This window comes from Monashia sp. HAY1-11D, assembly GCF_056868035.1.
The window spans coordinates 2084784-2104185 of the sequence record NZ_CP200320.1 but is presented as its reverse complement, the minus strand read 5'-3'; the positions used below and the strand labels follow the sequence as shown (position 1 = coordinate 2104185).

The 19402-nt window shown below is 74.7% G+C and carries 16 protein-coding genes and 1 riboswitch; of the genes, 7 read left to right on the top strand and 9 right to left on the bottom strand.

Features of this window, described 5'->3' with window-relative positions:
• Window positions 1-254: 254 nt before the first annotated feature.
• From AC1VM9_RS09755 to AC1VM9_RS09740, 4 genes are read right to left on the bottom strand one after another with little or no spacing between them, the layout of a single operon-like run.
• A complete protein-coding gene (locus AC1VM9_RS09755) occupies window positions 255-1007 on the bottom strand; it encodes a glycosyltransferase family 2 protein (RefSeq protein WP_481343947.1) in 753 nt (250 codons plus the stop codon).
• Between the two features lie 13 nt (window positions 1008-1020).
• On the bottom strand, window positions 1021-1908 hold the full coding sequence (locus AC1VM9_RS09750) for a DUF5926 family protein (RefSeq protein ID WP_481343948.1): 888 nt from the start codon (window positions 1906-1908) through the stop codon (window positions 1021-1023).
• Window positions 1909-1939: 31 nt separating this feature from the next.
• On the bottom strand, window positions 1940-3535 hold the full coding sequence (locus AC1VM9_RS09745) for an LLM class flavin-dependent oxidoreductase (protein WP_483122461.1): 1596 nt from the start codon (window positions 3533-3535) through the stop codon (window positions 1940-1942).
• Window positions 3536-3548: 13 nt separating this feature from the next.
• Complete coding sequence (locus tag AC1VM9_RS09740) at window positions 3549-3983, bottom strand: ATP-binding protein (RefSeq protein WP_481342332.1); 435 nt, start codon at window positions 3981-3983, stop codon at window positions 3549-3551.
• 373 nt (window positions 3984-4356) lie between these two features.
• Here AC1VM9_RS09740 and AC1VM9_RS09735 point away from each other — a divergent pair, with 373 nt between their 5' ends.
• The 3 genes from AC1VM9_RS09735 to cobF all read left to right on the top strand — a co-directional run bounded on the left by AC1VM9_RS09735 (window position 4357) and on the right by cobF (window position 8035).
• Window positions 4357-5040, top strand: coding sequence for a PadR family transcriptional regulator (locus AC1VM9_RS09735; protein WP_481345558.1), 684 nt, complete (start codon window positions 4357-4359; stop codon window positions 5038-5040).
• A gap of 98 nt (window positions 5041-5138) precedes the next feature.
• On the top strand, window positions 5139-6671 hold the full coding sequence (locus tag AC1VM9_RS09730; RefSeq protein WP_483122460.1) for a cobyric acid synthase: 1533 nt from the start codon (window positions 5139-5141) through the stop codon (window positions 6669-6671).
• The gene (gene cobF / locus AC1VM9_RS09725) at window positions 6668-8035 is read left to right on the top strand and encodes a precorrin-6A synthase (deacetylating) (RefSeq protein WP_483122459.1); all 1368 of its coding nucleotides are present in this window, start codon (window positions 6668-6670) and stop codon (window positions 8033-8035) included. The genes AC1VM9_RS09730 and cobF overlap by 4 nt, the downstream gene beginning before the upstream one ends.
• A gap of 262 nt (window positions 8036-8297) precedes the next feature.
• Here cobF and AC1VM9_RS09720 read toward each other — a convergent pair whose 3' ends face one another.
• Window positions 8298-9185: a patatin-like phospholipase family protein gene (locus AC1VM9_RS09720; RefSeq protein ID WP_483122458.1), complete on the bottom strand. Its 888-nt coding sequence runs from the start codon at window positions 9183-9185 to the stop codon at window positions 8298-8300.
• Window positions 9186-9287: 102 nt separating this feature from the next.
• A complete protein-coding gene (gene cobN, locus AC1VM9_RS09715; RefSeq protein WP_483122456.1) occupies window positions 9288-13079 on the bottom strand; it encodes a cobaltochelatase subunit CobN in 3792 nt (1263 codons plus the stop codon).
• A 58-nt stretch (window positions 13080-13137) separates the two neighbouring features.
• A riboswitch (cobalamin riboswitch) is annotated at window positions 13138-13215 on the bottom strand.
• Window positions 13216-13336: 121 nt separating this feature from the next.
• Here cobN and AC1VM9_RS09710 point away from each other — a divergent pair.
• From AC1VM9_RS09710 to AC1VM9_RS09695, 4 genes are read left to right on the top strand one after another with little or no spacing between them, the layout of a single operon-like run.
• Complete coding sequence (locus AC1VM9_RS09710) at window positions 13337-14113, top strand: GNAT family N-acetyltransferase (protein WP_481345562.1); 777 nt, start codon at window positions 13337-13339, stop codon at window positions 14111-14113.
• A gap of 46 nt (window positions 14114-14159) precedes the next feature.
• Entirely contained in the window at window positions 14160-15335 is a 1176-nt protein-coding gene (locus tag AC1VM9_RS09705; protein ID WP_481345563.1) for a precorrin-3B synthase, read from the top strand.
• The gene (locus AC1VM9_RS09700; protein WP_481342322.1) at window positions 15332-15994 is read left to right on the top strand and encodes a precorrin-8X methylmutase; all 663 of its coding nucleotides are present in this window, start codon (window positions 15332-15334) and stop codon (window positions 15992-15994) included. Before AC1VM9_RS09705 ends, AC1VM9_RS09700 begins: the two co-directional genes overlap by 4 nt.
• Window positions 15991-17553, top strand: a complete 1563-nt coding sequence (locus tag AC1VM9_RS09695; protein ID WP_481345564.1) for a precorrin-2 C(20)-methyltransferase — start codon at window positions 15991-15993, stop codon at window positions 17551-17553. The genes AC1VM9_RS09700 and AC1VM9_RS09695 overlap by 4 nt, the downstream gene beginning before the upstream one ends.
• A 25-nt stretch (window positions 17554-17578) precedes the next feature.
• Here AC1VM9_RS09695 and AC1VM9_RS09690 read toward each other — a convergent pair whose 3' ends face one another.
• From AC1VM9_RS09690 to AC1VM9_RS09680, 3 genes are all read right to left on the bottom strand, one after another.
• Window positions 17579-18139 carry an NYN domain-containing protein gene (locus AC1VM9_RS09690; RefSeq protein WP_481345565.1) on the bottom strand — a complete coding sequence of 187 codons (561 nt, stop codon included), beginning with the start codon at window positions 18137-18139 and terminating at the stop codon, window positions 17579-17581.
• A gap of 69 nt (window positions 18140-18208) precedes the next feature.
• Window positions 18209-18613, bottom strand: a complete 405-nt coding sequence (locus tag AC1VM9_RS09685; RefSeq protein WP_481345566.1) for a hypothetical protein — start codon at window positions 18611-18613, stop codon at window positions 18209-18211.
• On the bottom strand, window positions 18610-19401 hold the full coding sequence (locus AC1VM9_RS09680) for a CbtA family protein (protein ID WP_481345567.1): 792 nt from the start codon (window positions 19399-19401) through the stop codon (window positions 18610-18612). Before AC1VM9_RS09680 ends, AC1VM9_RS09685 begins: the two co-directional genes overlap by 4 nt.
• Window position 19402 lies beyond the last annotated feature (1 nt).

Below are 19402 nucleotides of genomic sequence, written 5' to 3'. Positions count from 1 at the left end.
CCGACACGTTCGGCACCGAACGGTTCGTTCGGTGCGGGGAGAGCAGCGGCCAGGCTGCAGATCGGCGGGTCCGCGGGGCACCGACACGTTCGGGACCGAACGGTTCGTTCGGTACCGAACGAGCCGGTGTACCGACGCGTTCGAGCCTCACCGACGCGTTCGAGCCTCACCGACGCGTTCGGGACCGAACGGTTCGTTCGGTCCCGGGGCGGGTCGGCGGGTCGGCGAGTGGGCCCAGTCGGCGGATCGGGGGGTCAGCCGGGGCCGAGGCGACGCCGCAGCCGCCGGACGCCGAGTGCGAGCGCGACGTCGCGGTACTGGGCCGCCCGATGCACCTGGGCGCGCCAGTCGGTGCCCGTGACCCGGTGGTAGAGCTCGCACGGCACCTCGACGACGGTCAGCCCTGCGTCGATGACGTCGACCGTCATGCCCACCTCGACGCCCCAGCCCCGGGCGAACGGCGTGGCGGCCTCGACGGCGGCCGGTGAGAGGCACCGCATCCCGGACAACGGCTGCGTCGGGGCCCAGCCGGTCAGCTCCTCGATGCCCCGGCGGGCCAGGCCGACGACGAGGCCGTGCCCGCCGCCGGACTGCTGCTGCTCGGGCAGGGTCGCGATGGTGAGGTCTGCCTCGCCGCGGGCGACCGGCCCCACGAGGGCGCCGACGGCCTGCGCGGACGCCTCGAGGTCGGCGTCGACGAAGAGGACCGACGCCGCAGGGTCGACGCGGCCGACGCGGCGCATCCCGGCCAGGCGGCCGAGCCCGCTCATCATGGCGTCGGCCTTGCCGTGGTTGCGCACGAGCCTGACGACCTCGGCGCCCTCCTGCGCGGCGAGGACGGCGGTGCGGTCGGTCGAGCCGTCGTCGACGACGATGACCGCCACGACGCCGGGGATGGTGCGCACTCCGCGGATGGTCTCGGCGATCCGGTCCGACTCGTCGCGGGCCGGGATGATGACGACGACGGGCGGCTCGGAGCCCGGGGACGCAGGTCGCTGCGCGGTCACCGTCGGGGGCCGCTCAGCGGAGGGTGACCTGACGGTTCGTCAGACCGGCCTTCGCGCCCCGCTCGTCGGCGGTGAGCGGGTCGGTCGAGGCCGCCGCGGCCTCGAGGCGCTCCTTCATCGCGGCGACGGCGTCCTCGAACGAGGCGGGGGCGGCCGAGGGGTCGACCTCCCACACCGGGATGAGCAGGCCACTGGAGCGGAAGCAGCCGAGCAGGCGACCCTCGCCACCGAGGGCGCTGTCGCCGGCGGCGTGCAGCCGAGCGAGGGCGGTGGTGGCGGTGTCCTCGTCGAAGGGCAGCACCCAGCGGACGTACGTGCGCTCCCCGATGCGGCACCAGTAGCACGACGGCGCCGAGGTCAGCTTGACCGTCGGGATGGCCGACTCGTTGGCCCGCTGGAGCGACTCCTGGCCGTCCGCGTCGAGCTCGGCCTCGGCGACCCAGAAGTCGAAGCCCTCGTGGACGTCGATCTCGAAGGGGGCCTCGAGGTCGAGGAGGTCCTGCAGGCGGACCGTGTCGACGGTCGAGACGGGCAGCGTCTGCACCGGCGTGCCGGCCTCGGCGGCGACGGCCAGGCCGATCGCCTGGGCGATGTCGCGGCTCGTGTCACCGCTGGCGTTGCCGGACTGGATGCCGACGAGCACCTCACCGTTCTCGCGGTGCAGGCCGGGCCAGGCGAGCGGCAGCACCGTGGCGATGGTGACCTCGTCGGGCGCGCCCTCGGGGGCCCTGCCCTTCGCGAACCGAACCGTGGCCGTGGCGGCCGGGACGATCTCGCGCATCGCGACCCAGTCGGTCTCGCCGGGAAGGCCCTCGAAGGGCCGGGCGACGAACGGCGCCGGAGCGGGACGAGTGGTGCGGTCGGCGCGGACCCCGCGCGGACGACGAGATGCCTTACCCATGCGCGCCACCTTAGTGGGCCCGTGCGGCGCCTCACGCCAGCGCGGTCGCGAGGGGTCCGAGCGCCAGGACGTCGTCCGGTGTCGTCAGGTCCAGCGGCGCGAGGAACACCGTCGTCACGCCGTGGTCCGCGAGCCGGGCGAGGCGCTCCCGGTGCTGGGCGGGCGTACCGGCGTGGTGTCGTTCGGCGAAGGCCGCGGCGGCGGTGCGGCCACGATGCCGTTCGACGGCCGACCACACGGCGACGCGGTCCGCGCCGACGAGCGGTAGGTCCAGGACCGTGGCGAGGGCGGCGTCGCGGTCGCGGCCGGCCTCCTCCACGAGCTGCAGGTAGCGAGCGACCCTGGCCAGGCCGGCGGCGTCGGAGGGGACGTTGCACCCGTCGCCGAGCCGGGCCGCGACGCGCAGGGTCCGGTCTCCCCCGCCCCCGACGACGACGGGGAGGTCGCCGACCGGACGCGGGTAGAGCGTCGTCTCGGGCAGCGAGACACGGTGTCCGGCATACGGCTTCGTGCCGGGTGCCCAGAGGGCGCGCATCGTCTCGAGACCGGCCTCCAGGAGGTCGAGGCGACGCCCCGGTGGAGGCAGGCTGAGCCCGTAGGCGGCGTGCTCGCGCTCCCACCATCCCGCACCGACGCCGACGAAGGCGCGTCCGCCGGTGAGCGCGGACAGCGTCGCGGCAGCCTTGGCGGTGATGCCCGGCGGCCGGAACGTCACCGGCGAGACGAGCGTGCCGAGGTGCAGCCGGCTCGTCGACGCGGCGAGGGCCCCGAGCGTCACCCACGGCTCCGGGATGGGGTCCCAGGCCCTCCCGACCTGCGGGATCTGGATGAGGTGGTCCATGAGCGCGAGGCCGGCGAAGCCGGTCTCCTCGGCCGCCGCCGCGATGCCGCGCAACCAGTCGAGCAGGTCGCCGTCGGCGGGGAACCGGGACACCTGGAGCACGACGCCGTGGCGCAGCCCGCCGGTGCCGCCGGAGCGCCGCTCCTCCTCGGCCCCCCTCGTTCCCGTCCTCGGCAACACACCGAGTGGCTGCCAACCCGCCCCGGGTGTACCTGGGGCGGGCTGGCGACTGCTCGATGTGTTGCGGGTCGGGGTGGGGGTGTCCGGGGCGGGGGTGTCCGGGGTGGGGGTGTCCGAGGTGGGGGTGGAGTCCGGCGTGACGACGTGCACGGCGTCCCAGCCCTCGGTGGCGAGCCCGTCGCGCGCGGAGGCGACGGCAGCGAGCTGGCTCGTCAGCACGCGAGCCGGCACGGACCGCTCACGGGAGCGGTTGCGGTCACGACACACGGCAGCCGGAGCGTCGAGGACGACGGCGAAGGCCGGCAGCCCGGCGGCGCGGGCCGCGGCCAGCCACCGGACGCGGCGCGACGCATCGGTGCCGAGGGTGTCGACGACCGTCGTCAGGCGTCGTCCCAGGCGAGCCGCGACGACCGTCTCGAGGACGGCGAAGGCGTCGGTCGACGCGTCGAGGTCGTGCTCGCCGCTGCCGACGACGGCGCGCAGGGCGTCGGAGGAGACGACCTCGGCGGGGCGGTACCGCGCGAGCGCCCACGTGGTCTTGCCCGAGCCGGACGCCCCGACGAGCACGACGAGCGCCGGGTCGGGCAGCTCGGGGGCCGGCGTCATGCCGACGGGTGGCTCAGTGCGAGCGGCGGCGGGAGGGCCCACCGAGGGAGGCCCAGACCGTGCGGCCGTTGGGGTCGTCGATGACGCCCCACTCGTGGGCCAGCGAGCGCACGATGCGCAGACCCCGGCCGCCGGCCCCCCACGTCGTCGGCGGCAGCGGGCGGGGGACGGTCGGGCCACCGCCGTCGCTGACCTCCACCTCGACGACGTTGTTCTTGACCTTCCAGTGGATGCGGATGGCGCCGTCGGACAGCGGTCGGGCGTGGCGCACGGCGTTGGCGACGAGCTCGCTGACGACGATCTCGGCCTCGTCGACGACGTCGGGGGTCACCTTGCGGGCGACGAGGTCGGCGACGATCTCGCGACGGATGCGGGGGGCCGCGGACGGCGCCCACTGCAGACGGATCGTGCGCTTCTCACCGGTCGGCGCGGGGGCACCCTCCGCCATCGCGGGCCTCCTCGAGATGTGCGCGGGCCTGCCGGCCGTCATGGTCCTGCCGTTCGCCGCACCGTTCCTCTGGTTGGTCGCCACGTCCAGCCTCCTCACGGCGAAGAAGTGTCCCCGCCACCGTCGCACCGTAACCAAACCTGCTGCATACCTCAACGAACCATGAGAAATCTCCGACGACGCTCCGGTAACGCTCAGGCTGTCTCCCGGTGTCTATCGCTTCGCCTAGACCACGCCAGACGCTGCGAGACCGTCGGCCCGCCCGGATAGGCGCTGAGCCGATCCGTGCGGAGAACTCTTCCCTCCCGACCGTTCGCGATATATCGTCAACGTATCGCGACTGTTCGTCAGATCGCGAGGAAAGGAGAGTCCGATGCACGGACACCGACACACCCGACACGAGTCCGGCTGGGACCAGGGCTGGGGCGGCTGGGGGCCCGGCCCCCGCCCCTGGGGGCCGCCCGGCGGCCACGGACGCGGGCGTCCCGGCCCGCCGCCCTGGGTCGCCGAGCTCGTCCGCCACTTCGGCGGGCCCGGCTTCGGCCCCGACTTCGGCGGCCGCCGTGGTCCCCGCGCCCGACGCGGCGACGTGCGCGCCGCCATCCTCGAGGTGCTCGCGGGCGACGAGATGAACGGCTACCAGCTGATCCAGCAGATCTCCGAGCGCACCGGCGGCGCGTGGAAGCCGAGCCCCGGCTCGGTCTACCCGACCGTCCAGCAGCTCGAGGACGAGGGCCTCGTCGAGGGCCGCGACGTCGACGGTCGGCGCCTCCTGCGCCTCACCGACGAGGGACGCCGCTACGTCGAGGAGAACGCCGAGGAGATGGCCGCCACGTGGCGTCCCTTCGAGGAGCCCCAGGAGCCCGACGAGGGTGACGCCCCGCAGCAGGAGCGCCGCAGCGGCACCGACCTCATGCCGGTCGTCGGCCAGGTCATGGGCGCCATGTGGCAGATCGTCACCACGGGCACCTCGCAGCAGCGGGCCGAGGCCGCCGAGATCCTCACCGAGACCCGGCGCCGCCTCTACCAGCTGCTCGCCGACGGCGACCCCGAGTAGGAGCCGGAACACCGGGACGTGCGCCGGGTCACGGGAGGACCGCGAGGACCGCGAGGACCGTGGCCCGGCGTCGACGCCCGGTCGGGCAGGATGGCGTCGTGCCCCTGTCCCCGTCCGCCGACTCCCGCCCCTCCGGGCTCCTCATCGCCGGCACGTCGTCCGACGCCGGCAAGTCGGTCCTCGTCGCCGGCCTGTGCCGAGTGCTCGCGCGGCGCGGGCTGCGCGTGGCCCCCTTCAAGGCGCAGAACATGTCCAACAACTCGATGGTGTGCGCCGACGGCGGTGAGATCGGGCGGGCCCAGTACCTGCAGGCCATGGCGGCCGGGCTCGTACCGACGACGGCGATGAACCCCGTCCTGCTCAAGCCCGGCACCGACCGCCGGTCGTTCGTCGTCGTGCGCGGCGAACCGGCCGGGACGCTCGAGGCCGGGCAGTACGCGACCGGTCGCGCGCACCTGCGCGAGGCCGCGTTCGCCGCCTACCGCGAGCTCGCCGACGACCACGACCTCGTCGTCTGCGAGGGGGCCGGTTCGCCCGCAGAGGTCAACCTCCGCTCGGGCGACTACGTCAACATGGGCCTCGCCCGCGAGTTCGGCCTGCCCGTCGTCGTCGTCGGCGACATCGACCGGGGCGGCATCCTCGCGGCGCTGTACGGAACGTGGGCGCTCCTCGACGACGCCGACCGCGCCCTGCTGAAGTCCTTCGTCATCAACAAGTTCCGCGGCGACGTCGCCGTCCTCGAGCCCGGGCTCGAGGAGGTCACGCGGCGCACCGGGGTCCCCTTCCACGGTGTCGTCCCGTGGCTGCTCGACGTCTGGCTGGACAGCGAGGACACCCTCGAGGTCGGGCACTGGCGCGCGTCGACCGCCCTGTCGGCGACGGCCGGCGACCGGCTCAAGGTGGCCGTCGTCCGGCTGCCGCGCATCTCGAACGCCACCGACGTCGACGCGCTCGCCGCCGAGCCCGGCGTCGACGTCCTCGTCACCGTCGACCCCGCCGTCGTCGACACCGCGGACCTCGTCGTGCTGCCCGGGTCCCGTTCCACCGCAAATGATCTCGAGTGGTTGCGTGACCGCGGCCTCGCGGACGTCGTGCTGCGCCGGGCCGCTGCCGGACGGCCGGTCCTCGGCATCTGCGGCGGCTACCAGATGCTCGCGCAGCACATCGAGGACGACGTCGAGGGACGCGTCGGCACGGTCGCCGGGCTGGGCCTGCTGCCCACCCGCGTCGCCTTCGGCGCGGCCAAGGTGCTGGCGCGTCCGCAAGGGTCGTGGGGCGGGCACGCCGTCGACGGCGCGTACGAGATCCACCACGGCATCGCCTCCGCGGCACCGGGCGCGGACGCGTCGGCCGAGCGGTTCCTCGACGGCTGGAGGGCTGGATCGGTGTGGGGCACCATGTGGCACGGCGCCTTCGAGAGCGACGGCTTCCGCCGGGCCTGGCTCTGCGGCGTCGCCCGCACGGTCGGCTCGCAGTGGGTGCCCGACCCGTCGGCTCCCGGCTTCGCGCAACGGCGCGAGCACATGCTCGACACCCTGGCCGACGCCCTGGAGGAGCACGTCGACGTCGACGCGCTCATCGCCCTGACGCGGGCGGGGAACGGGCACGCCGCCGACGAGGAGGTCTCGTGATCAAGCGGATCCGCGTGATCGGCATCGGCATGGGCAGCCCGGCGCAGGTCACCGGGGAGGCCGCCGCGGCCATCGCGTCGGTCGACGTCTTCCTCGTCGCCGACAAGGGCGAGCGCACCGCGGACCTCGTCGAGGCACGCCAGGCGCTGGTCGACGCGTTCGTCCCCGACCGGTCGTCCTACCGCTTCGTCGAGGTGCCCGACCCGCACCGCGGGCCCGACGCCGAACGCGACGCCGGTGCGTACGACCGCGGTGTCCGCGACTGGCACGCGGCCCGCGTCGAGGCGTACGCGTCCGTGGTGGCCGGACTCGCCGAGGGCGAGGACACCGTCGGCTTCCTCGTGTGGGGCGACCCCGCGTTCTACGACTCGACGATCCGCGTCGTGGACGCCCTCCTCGCCCGGTGGGCCGCGCAGGGTGTGCGCGTCGAGCACGACGTGCTGCCCGGCATCAGCGCACCACAGCTGCTCGCCGCGCGGCACCGGATCCCGTTGAACCGCATCGGGGCCCCGGTCCACGTCACCACGGGTCGCCGGCTCGTCGACGAGTACGACGCGTCGCTCGGCGACGTCGTCGTCATGCTCGACGGCGGCCTCGCGTGCGCAGGCCTCGTCGACGTGGCGCCGGACCTCGAGCTGTTCTGGGGGGCCTACCTCGGCACGCCCGACGAGCTGCTCGTGCGTGGCCGCCTGGCCGACGTCCTCGACGAAGTGCGCCGGGTGCGCGCCGACGCCCGCGAGCGCCACGGGTGGGTCATGGACACGTACCTGCTGCGCGGCCCCGAGGGCTCGCCCACCCCGGCTCACGCCGGGCCGACGCTCCCGGCGTTCCCGGAGGTCGTGTCGCTGTCCGACGGAACCCTGACCCTGCGACCCGTGACGGCCTCGGACTGGCCCGTCGTCCTCGGCGAGCACAACAACGACGAGCAGCTGCGGTGGGGCTTCACCGACGTGCCGATGACCGAGGCCGAGGCGCGGCAACGGGCCGCGCTCGCGCCCCGGGAGTGGCGCCTGGGGCGGGCGGCCCGGTTCGTCATGGTCGATGCGGCGACGGGCGAGGGTGCCGGGCTCATCGGTGTCCTCACCCTCGGCCCACCCGGTGTCGGGCTCGTCGGCTACGGCGTGCTGCCGGCGTTCCGGGGGCGCGGCTTCACGACGCGCGCGCTGGTGCTCGTGACCGAGTGGGTCTTCGCCCAGACCGACATCGTGCGGCTGGAGCTGGGCCACAAGGTCGACAACGTCGCGTCGGGCCGGGCCGCCGAGAAGGCCGGGTACGTGCGTGAGGGCGTGCACGCCGCACGCCTCGTCAATCCCGACGGCACCCGCTCGGACGAGGTCGTGTGGGCCCGCGTCCGTCCGAGCTGACCGGGGCGACGGTCTCCGGCACGCCCCATCACGCGGTCCCTCAGCATTGCTCCGCCACCTGAGCCAGCGATCCCGACACGGTCGCGCGCCGTCCCGCGCGCTCCGGTGCAACCGTGGTCAGCCCCTGCTCACCGCCTCCCGCCGTTCCCTGGCTCACCCTGCGGAGCAATGCTGAGCGCCTGGAGCCGGGGCTGTCCCTGCCGTCGGAGCACGGGACCGTCCGAGGTGCGTGGTTCCGGCTCGGCCGGCGGGCGCGCCGGCCTCAGCCGGCGGCCTCGACCGGGGGCTCGGCGTGGTCGTGCAACCTCAGGAACCGGGCCGGCGCCGGCAGCTCGGTGCCACCACCGGCGAGCCAGTCGAGGGCGCTGCGACGCCCGCGCTCCACGAGCTCGGCGCCGTGACCGAAGTCGGTGGCCGACACCGCAAGAGGGCACAGCGGCGGCAGGGCCCGGAGCCGCGAACGGCCGGACAGGGAGCGGACCTCGGCCACCAGGCGCTGTTCCAGGAGCAGGGCGACCGCGTGGACGGCCATCCCGAGCGCAGAGCCGGGGGGTTCCTCGAGCGCGCACGGAGCGCCCGCGGGGAGCAGGTAGGTCTCCGTCGCCCCGAGGCTGACGGCGTGGCTCAGGCCGGACCGGTCGGCCAGGGCACCGTCGACGAGGAGCCGGCCGCCGAGGGCCACGGGCGGGAAGACCCCCGGGATGGCCGCGCTCGCGAGCACACCGTCGGCGAGCGGGCCGTCGCTGACCAGCACCGACCGTCCGGTCAGGGCATCGGCTGCGACGAAGTGCACCGGGACGGTGGCGTCGGACAGGTCGAGGTCACCCACGTGGCGCACGACGAGGGCTCGCAGGCGGTCGGCCGTCGACATGGCCGGTCCCCACCCGAGGAGGGACCGCACGACCCGCCGGACGTCGACCGGGAAGACGTCCGCGCGCCGCAGCCCGACCCACACCGCGGCGAGGTCGTCGAGCGATGCCGGGGACAGGCCGTGGCCGGCCACCCAGGCGGCGTTCATCGCACCCGCGGAGGTGCCGACGAGCACGTCGGGACGGATGCCGTTCTCGGCCAGGGCCGCCAGCATCCCCACCTGGACCGCCCCGAGGCTGCCTCCCCCGGAGAGCACGAAGGCGGTGGTCGTGTGCGTCATGACCGTTGGTCGTACCGACGCGGGTCGGTCTTACCGTGCGCGGGTGCCCGTGCGCGGGGTGCGCGGTCGCCGGACGCCGAGTCTCGGGGGAGGCGTTGCGGCTCAGGCCTCGAGGTCCCCCTCGACGTCGAGGTAGACCTGCTGGAGGTCGGCCAGCACCTGCGGGTCCGGCGACTCCCACAGTCCCCGGTCGACGGCCTCGTGGAGCCGCTCGACCATGCCGTGCAGCGCCCACGGGTTGGCGTGCCGGAGGAAGTCCTGGTTCTCCTTGTCGAGGACGTAGGTCTGCGCGAGCTGCTCGTACATCCAGTCGGTGACGACACCGGCCGTCGCGTCGAAGCCGAAGAGGTAGTCGACCGTGGCGGCGAGCTCGAAGGCCCCCTTGTACCCGTGCCGCCGCATCGCGGCGATCCACCGCGGGTTGACGACACGGGCCCGGAAGACGCGCGCCGTCTCCTCGGTGAGGCTGCGGGTGCGGACGGCGTCGGGCGTCGTCGAGTCGCCGACGTACGCCCGCGGCGCGCGCCCGGTCAGCGCGCGGACCGTGGCGACCATGCCGCCGTGGTACTGGAAGTAGTCGTCGCTGTCGGCGATGTCGTGCTCGCGGGTGTCGATGTTCTTGGCGGCGACCTCGATCCGCCGGTACGAGCGCTCCATGTCGCCGCGCGCCGGGGCGCCGTCGAGGTCGCGGCCGTAGGCGAAGCCGCCCCACGTCGCGTAGACCTCGGCGAGGTCGGCGTCGGTGCGCCAGTTGCCCGCCTCGATGAGGGGCAGGATGCCGGCACCGTACGAGCCGGGCTTGCTGCCGAAGATCCGGGTCGTGGCCCGACGCGCGTCGCCGTGCTCGGCGAGGTCGGCGGACGCGTGGGCGCGCACGTAGTTGTCGGCATCGGGCTCGTCGAGGCCCGCGACGAGGCGGACGGCGTCGTCGAGCATCGCGATGACGTGCGGGAACGCGTCGCGGAAGAACCCGGAGATGCGGACCGTCACGTCGATGCGCGGCCGGCCCAGCTCGTCGAGCGGAACGGGGTCGAGCCCGATGACCCGGCGAGACATCTCGTCCCAGCGGGGCCGGACACCGAGGAGCGCCAGGACCTCGGCGACGTCGTCGCCCGACGTGCGCATCGCCGAGGTGCCCCAGACGGACAGGCCGACCGAGCGCGGCCACTCACCGGTGTCGGCCCGGTGCCGCTCGAGGAGGGCGTCGGCGAGCGCCTGACCGGTCTCCCAGGCGAGGCGGCTCGGGATGGCCTTGGGGTCGACGGAGTAGAAGTTGCGGCCGGTCGGCAGCACGTTGACCAGGCCCCTCAGCGGTGAGCCGGACGGCCCCGCCGGGGTGTAGCCGCCGTCGAGGGCGTGCAGGACGGCGTCGATCTCGCCGCGCGTCGCGAGCAGCCGCGGCACGACCTCACGACAGGCGAACTCGAGCGAGCGCCGGACGCCCTCGAGGTCGACGCTCTCGGACTCGTCGAGCGTGGCCGCGACGACCGCGGGTACGGCGTCGACGTCCCAGCCGGCGTCGGCGAGCGCGTGGACGAGGGCGGAGGCCTGCGCCTCGGCCCGGTCGACGGAGGTGCGCCCGGACTCCCCTTCGGCGAGCCCGAGCGCCGTGCGCAGACCGGGCACGGCCCCCGTCGACCCGGCGAACACCTGGTTGGCGCGCAGGATCGCCAGGGTGAGGTCGGCCAGGCCCTCCCCCGCGGGGGCCTGGCCGAGAACGTGGAGGCCGTCGCGGATCTGGACGTCCTTGACCTCGCAGAGCCAGCCGTCGACGTGCATGACGAACTCGTCGAAGTCGTCGTCCTCGGGTCGGTCGGTCAGGCCGAGGTCGTGGTGCATCTCGGCCGCCTTGATGAGCGACCAGATCTCGGCACGAAGCGCCGGCGCCTTGGCCGGGTCCATGACCGACACGTTGCCGTACTCGTCGAGCAGCTGCTCCAGACGCGCGATGTCGCCGTAGGACTCGGCGCGGGCCATCGGCGGCACGAGGTGGTCGACGATCGTCGCGTGGGCGCGGCGCTTGGCCTGCGCGCCCTCGCCGGGGTCGTTGACGAGGAACGGGTAGACGAGCGGGACCGAGCCGATCGTCGCGTCGGGACCGCAGGCCGCCGACAGCGCCAGGTTCTTGCCGGGAAGCCACTCGAGGTTGCCGTGCTTGCCCATGTGGACGATGGCGTGCGCGCCGAACTCCCTTGCGAGCCAGCCGTACACGGCGAGGTAGTGGTGCGTCGGCGGGAGGTCGGGGTCGTGGTAGATCGCGATGGGGTTCTCGCCGAAGCCGCGCGGCGGCTGGACGATGACGACGAGGTTGCCGGCACGCAGCGCGGCCGCGACGATCTCCCCGTCCGGGTCGGCCGTGGTGCCGGCGCGGTCGACGAAGACCTCGCCCGGGGCCTCGCCCCAGTGCTCCGTGACGGCGTCGCGCAGCTCGGAGGGCAGCTCGGCGAACCACTCGCGGTAGCGGGCGGCCGGGATGCGCACCGGCTGGCCGGACAGCTGCTCCTGGGTGAGCCAGTCCTCGTCCTGCCCGCCGGCGGCGATGAGCGCGTGGATGAGGGCGTTGCCCGCGGTGGTGTCGGGCTCCTCGCCCTCGACCGCCTCGAGCGGGCCGGTGCCCGGGATGTCGCCGGGTACGCCCAGGTCGTAGCCCGCCCCGCGCATGGCGCGCAGCAGGCGGATGACCGAGACCGGGGTGTCGAGGCCGACGGCGTTGCCGAGCCGCGAGTGCTTGCTCGGGTAGGCGGACAGGACCACGGCGACGCGTCGCTCGGCGGGCGGCACGTGCCGCAGCCGCGCGTGGTTGACGACGAGGGCGGCGAGGCGGGCACAACGCTCGGTGTCGGGCACGTAGTGCGGCAGGCCGTCGGCGTCGGTCTCCTTGAAGGAGAAGACGCCACCGATGATGCGGCCGTCGAACTCGGGCACCGCCACCTGTGTCGCGACGTCGAGCGGGCTCATGCCGTCGTCGGAGCCCTCCCAGTCGGCGCGGCTCCAGGTCAGGCACAGGCCCTGGACGATGGGCACGTCGAGGGCCGCGAGCGCCTGCACGTCCCAGGCGTCGTCGTCCTCCCCGGCGCCGGCGGTGGCCGGGCGCGTCCCGCCCGCGGCGAGGACGGTCGTGACGAGGGCGTCGTACTCGCGCAGGTGCTCGAGGAGGTCCTCCGGGGCGTCGCGCAGCGACGACACGAACACCGGGACGCCGACGCCACCGGCGGCGTCGACCGCGTCGGCGAGGGCGTGGACGTAGGCGGTGTTCTCGGCCGCGTGCTGGGCCCGGTAGAAGAGGATGCCGATGCGGGGCCGCGGCGTCGCGTCGTCGGTCGATGCCTCGGTCGATGCCTCGGTCGATGCCTCGGTCGATGCCTCGGTCGATGCCTCGGTCGATGCCCCGACGGGGGCGGCCGGGCGGTCGAGGACGCCCCAGGTCGGCAGGGTCCGCGGAGGCTCGAAGCCCTCACCGGTGAGCAGCACCGTGTCGGCGAGGAACGCGTGCAGCTCGCGCAGGTTGCCCGCGCCGCCCTCGGCGAGGTAGCGGTGCGCCTCCGCCACGATGCCCGGGGCGACGTTCGACAGCTCCATGAGCGCGGCGTTCGGCGTCTGCTCGCCACCGAGGACGACGAGCGGGACGCCGGTGGCCCGGATGCGGCGGAAGCCGTCGCAGAGGTCCTGCGGGCCGCCGAGGATGCGGGCGACGACGATGTCGGCTCCCTCGATGGCCTCGGCCATCGACGTGTGCCCGGGGCGGGCCGGGTTGGCCACGACGTAGTCGGCGCCGCTACCGCGGGCGCACAGCAGGTCGGTGTCGGACGTCGACAGCAGGGCGATGCGAGTGGTGGGGCCGGTCGGGGCGGCGTCGCGGGACGCGTCCTCGCCGGCCGCGCGGGTGCGCGTCATGAGACTCCTCGGCGGGGTGTCCACGCCCCGCGGTCGGTGGGATGAGATGCGTCGCCGGCAGTTCCTGACTCGCCCTCCCCCTCGCGGCGGCGGGCTCACAGTGGCGGGACCGTCCCGGGCTCGCACCGGGTTCCTGGTCGACGACGCTGCGCCCACCCTAGCGGGCGTGCCCGGGGGGCGCGCGCGACGTCCGTCCGGGCACGCCCGCCGTCCGCGTTCGCCTGCGGGCCCACCCGACGCGCGGCTACCGTGCGAGGGTGACCGACTCCCGGGCCGCCGCGGTCGAGGAGAACCTCATCGCGCTGTGCCGGCTCTTCGCCGGCAGCGGCGTGGTCACCCGCCTGCCCGACGCCGACGTCATCGCCTACACCTCCGACGTCGCGTTCCCGCTGTTCAACGCGATCGCCGGAGCGCGGTTCGCCGCCGGGACCGAGGCCGACCGGACGGCGGCGCTCGTCGACGCGTACCGGGCCCGCGGCCTGCCGTTCCTGTGGTGGGCCACGCCCTCGCACCTGACGCCCGCGATGGACGCGGTGATCCGCTCGCGCGGCATCGAGCCGGAGGCCGACCCCGGGATGCACGTGCCGCTCGACGGTCCCGTCGACGAAGCCCTCGTCGCGGGTCTGACCCTCGACGAGAGCGGTGTGACGGCAGAGGTCGTCGAGACCATGGTGGCCGGCTTCGGCTTCCCCGCCGAGGTGGTCGCCGAGCCGCTGACCCGGGCCCTGGCCTCGCTGGCGCCGGACGTCGCCTTCCACGTCGTCGCCCGGGTCGACGGCGAGCCGGTCGGGGTCGGCTCCGGCTTCCTCACCGGCCGCACCCTCGGTCTCTACAACATCGCGACCCTCGAGGTCGCGCGGCGGCGTGGGGTCGGGTATGCCGTGACGGCCAGGCTGATGAACCTCGGCCGCGAACGGGGGTGCACGGAGGCGGTGCTCATCGCCTCCGCGATGGGCCGTCCGACGTACGAAAGGCTCGGGTTCGTCGAGGTGTGCCAGACCCCGCAGTACGTGTGGGTACCCGAGGGCGGCTGAGCACCGGACACCCGGCCCCCGGCGAGCCGGGCCTACGATGTGCCGCGTGACCGCCCCGGAGACCCGCCCCCGAACGGCAGCCGACGCCTGCCCGGGCGTCTCGCGGCCCTTCGCCGCGGCTGACGGAGCGCTCGTGCGGGTCCGGCCCGCAGGTCGACCGGTCCCGGTGCCGGCACTCGCCGCGCTGCTCGATGTCGTTGCGGCACAGCCGGACCCGGCGATCCAGCTCACGTCACGGGCGGCGCTGCAGCTGCGGGGTCTGCCCAACCCGGTGCCGGAGGACGTGCGGCGGGCCGTGGCCGCGACCGGGCTGGTCCCGTCGCCGACCCACGAGCTCGTCCGCAACGTCGTCGTGTCGCCGCTGACCGGCCTCGACGCGCGCGGCCGGTGTGACCTGCGTCCGGTCGTCCGTGCCCTCGACGCGGCGGTGTGCGCCGACCCGTCGCTGGCCGGGCTGCCCGGACGCTTCCTCTTCGTCCTCGACGACGGCCGGGGTGACGTCGTCCGGGAGCCCTTCGACCTCGGCCTGCTCGCCCTGGATGGTGGGCGCGTGGCGGTCCTCGTCGGCTCGCCGGACCACGGACTGGTCGTCGGCCTCGACCGCGCCGCGGCCACCGTGGCGGGGCTCGCACGCGAATTCCTCACGGCCAAAGCTCGTTCCGGCTCTTCGGCCTGGCACGTGCGGGAGCTGGCCGGACGGCTCCGCACACCCCCGCTCGACCTCACCCTGCCTCCGCGCGCGCCCCGGCCCGTCGGTCGCGTCGGCGCCCATGCGGTCGTCGGGGTGCCGCTCGGGCTGCTGACCCGCCACCACGTGGACGCGCTGTCCCAGGTCGTGGACGAGGTGGTCGTGACGCCGTGGCGCTCCCTCGTCGTGCCCGACGGGGCAGGGGCGCTCCACCTGCTGGAGGATGCCGGCCTCGTCACGACGCCGGGCTCGCCGTGGGTGCGCCTGCACGCCTGCACGGGCGCGCCGGGCTGCGCCCGCACCGACGTCGACACCCGGGGCGTCGCCCGCTCCCTCGCCGCGAGCCTGCCGGCCGGGGGGATGCCGGGCGGGGACCTGCCGGTCCACGTCAGCGGGTGCGAGCGCCGGTGCGGCACCCCCGCCGGCCCGTTCGTCGACGTCCTCGCGCCGCGGACGCCGTCGGACGCGCTCGCGGCCCTCGAGCGCGGGCACCGTGACCACTCGAACCGAGGATCGGAGACGTCGTGGACGTGACGACGAATGCGAGCCGACCACCGACGCGGCGCTACGCGTACGAGACCGACGGCCAGGAGATCTACCGTCGCTCGTTCGCGACGATCCGGGCCGAGGCACGGCTCGACCACCTGCCCGAGGACGCCCGGGTCGTGGCGGTGCGGATGGTGCACGCGAGCGGCGACGTCGACCTGACCGAGCACATCGCCGTCCATCCGGACCTCGTGCGCTCTGCGAGGACCGCCCTGCGCGCCGGGGCGCCGATCCTCACCGACGCGCACATGATCGCCTCGGGGATCACCCGTGCCCGGCTGCCGCGCGACAACGAGGTCGTGTGCACCCTGCGCGACGAGCGCGTCCCGGACCTGGCGCGCGCGTGGGGCACGACCCGCTCGGCGGCGGCCGTCTCGCTGTGGGGCGACCGGTTGGAGGGTGCCGTCGTCGCCATCGGCAACGCCCCCACGGCCCTCTTCCACCTCCTCGAGCTCGTCGCCGACGGCGGTCCACGCCCTGCGGCGGTCGTCGGCATCCCGGTCGGCTTCATCGGCTCGGCCGAGTCGAAGGTCGCGCTGGCCCGGAACCCGTTCGGCATCCCGTGGCTCGTCGTCCACGGCCGGCGCGGCGGTTCCGCGCTCGCGGCGTCGGCCGTCAACGCCCTGGCCCGCGAGGAGGAGCTGTGACCCGGGTCCCCAGCGCCGCAACACCGCCCGGCCGGCTCCGCGGCGTCGGCGTCGGCCCCGGCGATCCCGAGCTCGTCACCGTCAAGGCGGCCCGGCTCATCGCCGAGGCCGACGTCGTCGCCTTCCACAGCGGCACGCGCGGCGACTCCATCGCCCGGCGCATCGCGGCCCCGTACGTGCGCGACGGCGTCATCGAGGAGCTGCTCGTCTACCCGGTGACGACGGGCACCACCGACCACCCCCTCGGCTACCACGGGCTCATGGCCGACTTCTACGACGCGTCGGCCGACCGCCTTGCGGCCCATCTGGACTCGGGCCGCAACGTCGTCGTCCTCGCTGAAGGAGACCCGCTCTTCTACGGCACGTACATGTACCTGCACGACCGCCTCGCCGACCGCTACGACACCGCGGTCGTGCCCGGCGTGACGTCGGTGAGCGGGTCGGCGGCCGCCGTCGCGACGGGGCTGTGCCGCCACGAGGACGTCCTGACGATCCTGCCCGGGACGCTCCCCGTGCCCGAGCTCGCCCGCCGGCTCGCGGACACCGAGGCAGCCGTCGTCATGAAGCTCGGCCGCACGTTCGAGAACGTCCGCGAGGCGCTGCGACAGGCGGGCCGGCTCGCGGAGGCGCGGTACGTCGAGCGGGCCAGCAGCGACGCCGAGCGGGTGCTGCCCGTCGCCGACGTCGACGCCTCCACCGTGCCGTACATGTCGATGGTCGTCGTGCCGGGACGCGACCTGCGCGCCGACGCCGCGGGCCGTGCAGCGTCCTCCGTGGCGAGCTCGCCTGCGGTAGAAGGTTCTCCGGACAGGGGCGACGTCGGCGGCGTCGGCGAGGTCGTCGTCGTCGGCCTCGGCCCGGGCCCCGAGCGGTGGCTCACGCCCGAGGCCTCGGCAGTGCTGGCCGGCGTCGGCCACGTCGTCGGCTACGCCCCCTATGTCGCGCGGGTGCCGCAGCGGGTCGGCCTGACCCGGCACGCGTCCGGCAACACCGTCGAGGTGTACCGCGCCCGCGACGCCCTCGAGCTGGCCCGCAAGGGCGAGCGCGTGGCCGTCGTCTCGGGCGGTGACGCCGGCGTGTTCGGCATGGCGTCGGCCGTCTTCGAGGCAGCGGAGACGTTCGGGTACGGCGACGTCCCGGTGCGGGTCGTGCCTGGGGTCACCGCCGCCCAGGCCGTCGCCGCGCGGGCCGGGGCTCCTCTCGGCGGTGACTTCGCCGTCATCTCGCTGTCCGACCGGCTCAAGCCCTGGGACGTCGTCGCCGCCCGGCTGCGCGCGATGGCCGAGGCCGACCTCGCCATCGCGATCTACAACCCCGCCTCACGCAGCCGCACCGAGCAGGTGGCACGGGCGCGCGAGCTGCTCCTGGCCGTGCGCGGCCCCGAGCAGGTCGTCGTCGTCGGTCGCGACGTCGGGAGGGCCGAGGAGTCCCTGACGGTCACGACGCTCGGTGAGCTCGACCCCGCGTCGATCGACATGAAGTGCCTCGTCATGGTCGGCGCCACTCGCACGCGCGTCACGCCGGGTGGGCAGGTCTGGACGCCGCGCTTCGTCGACTGACGCATCGGGCGAGCCGAGCTGCGGCTCAGAGGAACTGGGTCGGGTCGAACTCGTCGATCGGGATGATCCGCACGCGCGGCAGGTGCGTGTTGAACGCGAGGACGTCGTACTCGAGGTCGAAGGTCTGCAGGCCGCGGCCGGTCAGCGCCTCGAAGCCCTTGTTCCGGAACTCGGTGAAGCCGACGACGCCGGCGCGGCGGCCGTCGAGGAGGTCGCCGAGCTGTTCGACGAAGTCGCCGTCGTTGCTGACGAGCACGACGTCGGCCGCCCGGCTGCCGAGCTCGACGAGCGTGCGCTGGATCGCGATGTCGACGACCTTCTGACCCGGCGCGCCGGACAGCGGCACGGGCCGGTAGCCGATCGCGAGCAGGGCCTGGACGAAGGCCATCGGCAGCTCGGAGTTCGCCGCGAGGAAGAAGAGGCCCTGGGCGGGCTGGCCCCACTCCTCCTCGGCGAACTGGAGCAGCCGCTCCCACCGCGGCCGCTCCTCGGGGCGCGGACGCCGCCCGAGGATCGAGGTGCCGAGCGTGGCGTCGATGTTCTCGCCGTCGACGAGGACGTAGGTGGTGCGGGAGGCGTCCGACATGAGCTCACCCTACGGCTCGGCGTCGAGCCGTCCTGCGCCGACGGCGCGGTCCCCTCGGGGCGTCGGACGTCACACGCCCGACGGCGTGGCCTCGGCCGGGGCGTAGGTCACCGACAGGCTGGAGGGCGCGAACACCGACGCGGCGAGCTCGTCCGGGGGCGGAACGACGCCGGGACCACCACGCCGCACCCACAGGGCCACGGCGTCGACGGCCGCCGCGTCGAGGACCCGGCGCAGCCACACGGCTCGCCCACCCTGGCTGCGGCCGATCGGCGACGGCGACACGACGACGACGTTCGACTCGTCGCACGCGAGCAGGCAGGCGCTGCGCAGCACCCGGGCGCGGCCCCGGGTCCCGGCCTCGAGCCGGGCGAGGAGCCCGTCGTGGTCGACACCCGGGTGCTTGGCCTCGGACCCGCAACAGCAGTCGCGGCAGGCGCGGACGATGCAGAGCCGCTCGCCGGAGCGGTTCACGCGGCGACCGGCTCCCGATCGGGCAGGCCCTCGGTGCGCCGGCGCTCCGCCCGCTCCATGAGCAGCCCGAACGAGACCCCGAGCGCGAGCCACATCGAGCCGAGCTGGGCCAGCGACGCGAGACGGAAGTCCCAGATCAGCCCGGCCGGCACGTCCGACGGGATGACGTCGGGTGTGCCCGGCACGAGGACGAACACGAGGACGAGACCGACGACGACGGCGCCGATGTCGAGCGCGCACCGGGTCGACCCGCGGACGCGCCCGGTGAGCCAGCGGTCGAACGAGTTCGTGGCCAGGGCGATGGCGATGCCGAGCAGCAGCACGATCCCGTAGAGCATGGTGCGGCGGGTCACCGTCGCGGGGTCTCCCACGGCCGGCGGGTTGGCCGGCATCTTCAGCGCGGGCAGCAGGCTGACGGCCGCGAAGCCGACCGCCGCCAGCACGAGCGCCCGGCCCAGGTCGCCGCGACCCGGCAGGCGGCTCCGCATGCCCGCGAAGACGACCGAGAAGACGACGCCGACGGCGACGCCGACGAGGATGGCCGTGATGCCGCCGACGACGACCTGGGCGGTCCTCGAGACGAGCGGCTCGTCGCCGTGAGCCAGCAGTGACGCGGGCAGGCCGAGAGCGGACTGCCCTCCGCCGTGGGCGTGTTCGCCGCGCGCCTCCTCGATGGCGAGCGCGCGGCGGATGACCGGCTCGACGACGAGCCAGATCACGGCAGCCGAGGCGAGGCCCGCGCACACGCCGGCCAGGACCCCGCGCCGCAGCACGGAGCCGAAGGACACC

Excerpts from the sequence above, each read along its gene's own strand:
- AC1VM9_RS09745 (WP_483122461.1), bottom strand. The coding sequence starts at position 3,535 with ATGACGCCGGCCCCCGAGCTGCCCGACCCGGCGCTCGTCGTGCTCGTC.
- cobN (WP_483122456.1), bottom strand. The coding sequence starts at position 13,079 with ATGACGCGCACCCGCGCGGCCGGCGAGGACGCGTCCCGCGACGCCGCC.
- AC1VM9_RS09735 (WP_481345558.1), top strand. The coding sequence starts at position 4,357 with ATGCACGGACACCGACACACCCGACACGAGTCCGGCTGGGACCAGGGC.
- AC1VM9_RS09720 (WP_483122458.1), bottom strand. The coding sequence starts at position 9,185 with ATGACGCACACGACCACCGCCTTCGTGCTCTCCGGGGGAGGCAGCCTC.
- AC1VM9_RS09750 (WP_481343948.1), bottom strand. The coding sequence starts at position 1,908 with ATGGGTAAGGCATCTCGTCGTCCGCGCGGGGTCCGCGCCGACCGCACC.
- AC1VM9_RS09740 (WP_481342332.1), bottom strand. The coding sequence starts at position 3,983 with ATGGCGGAGGGTGCCCCCGCGCCGACCGGTGAGAAGCGCACGATCCGT.
- AC1VM9_RS09690 (WP_481345565.1), bottom strand. The coding sequence starts at position 18,139 with ATGTCGGACGCCTCCCGCACCACCTACGTCCTCGTCGACGGCGAGAAC.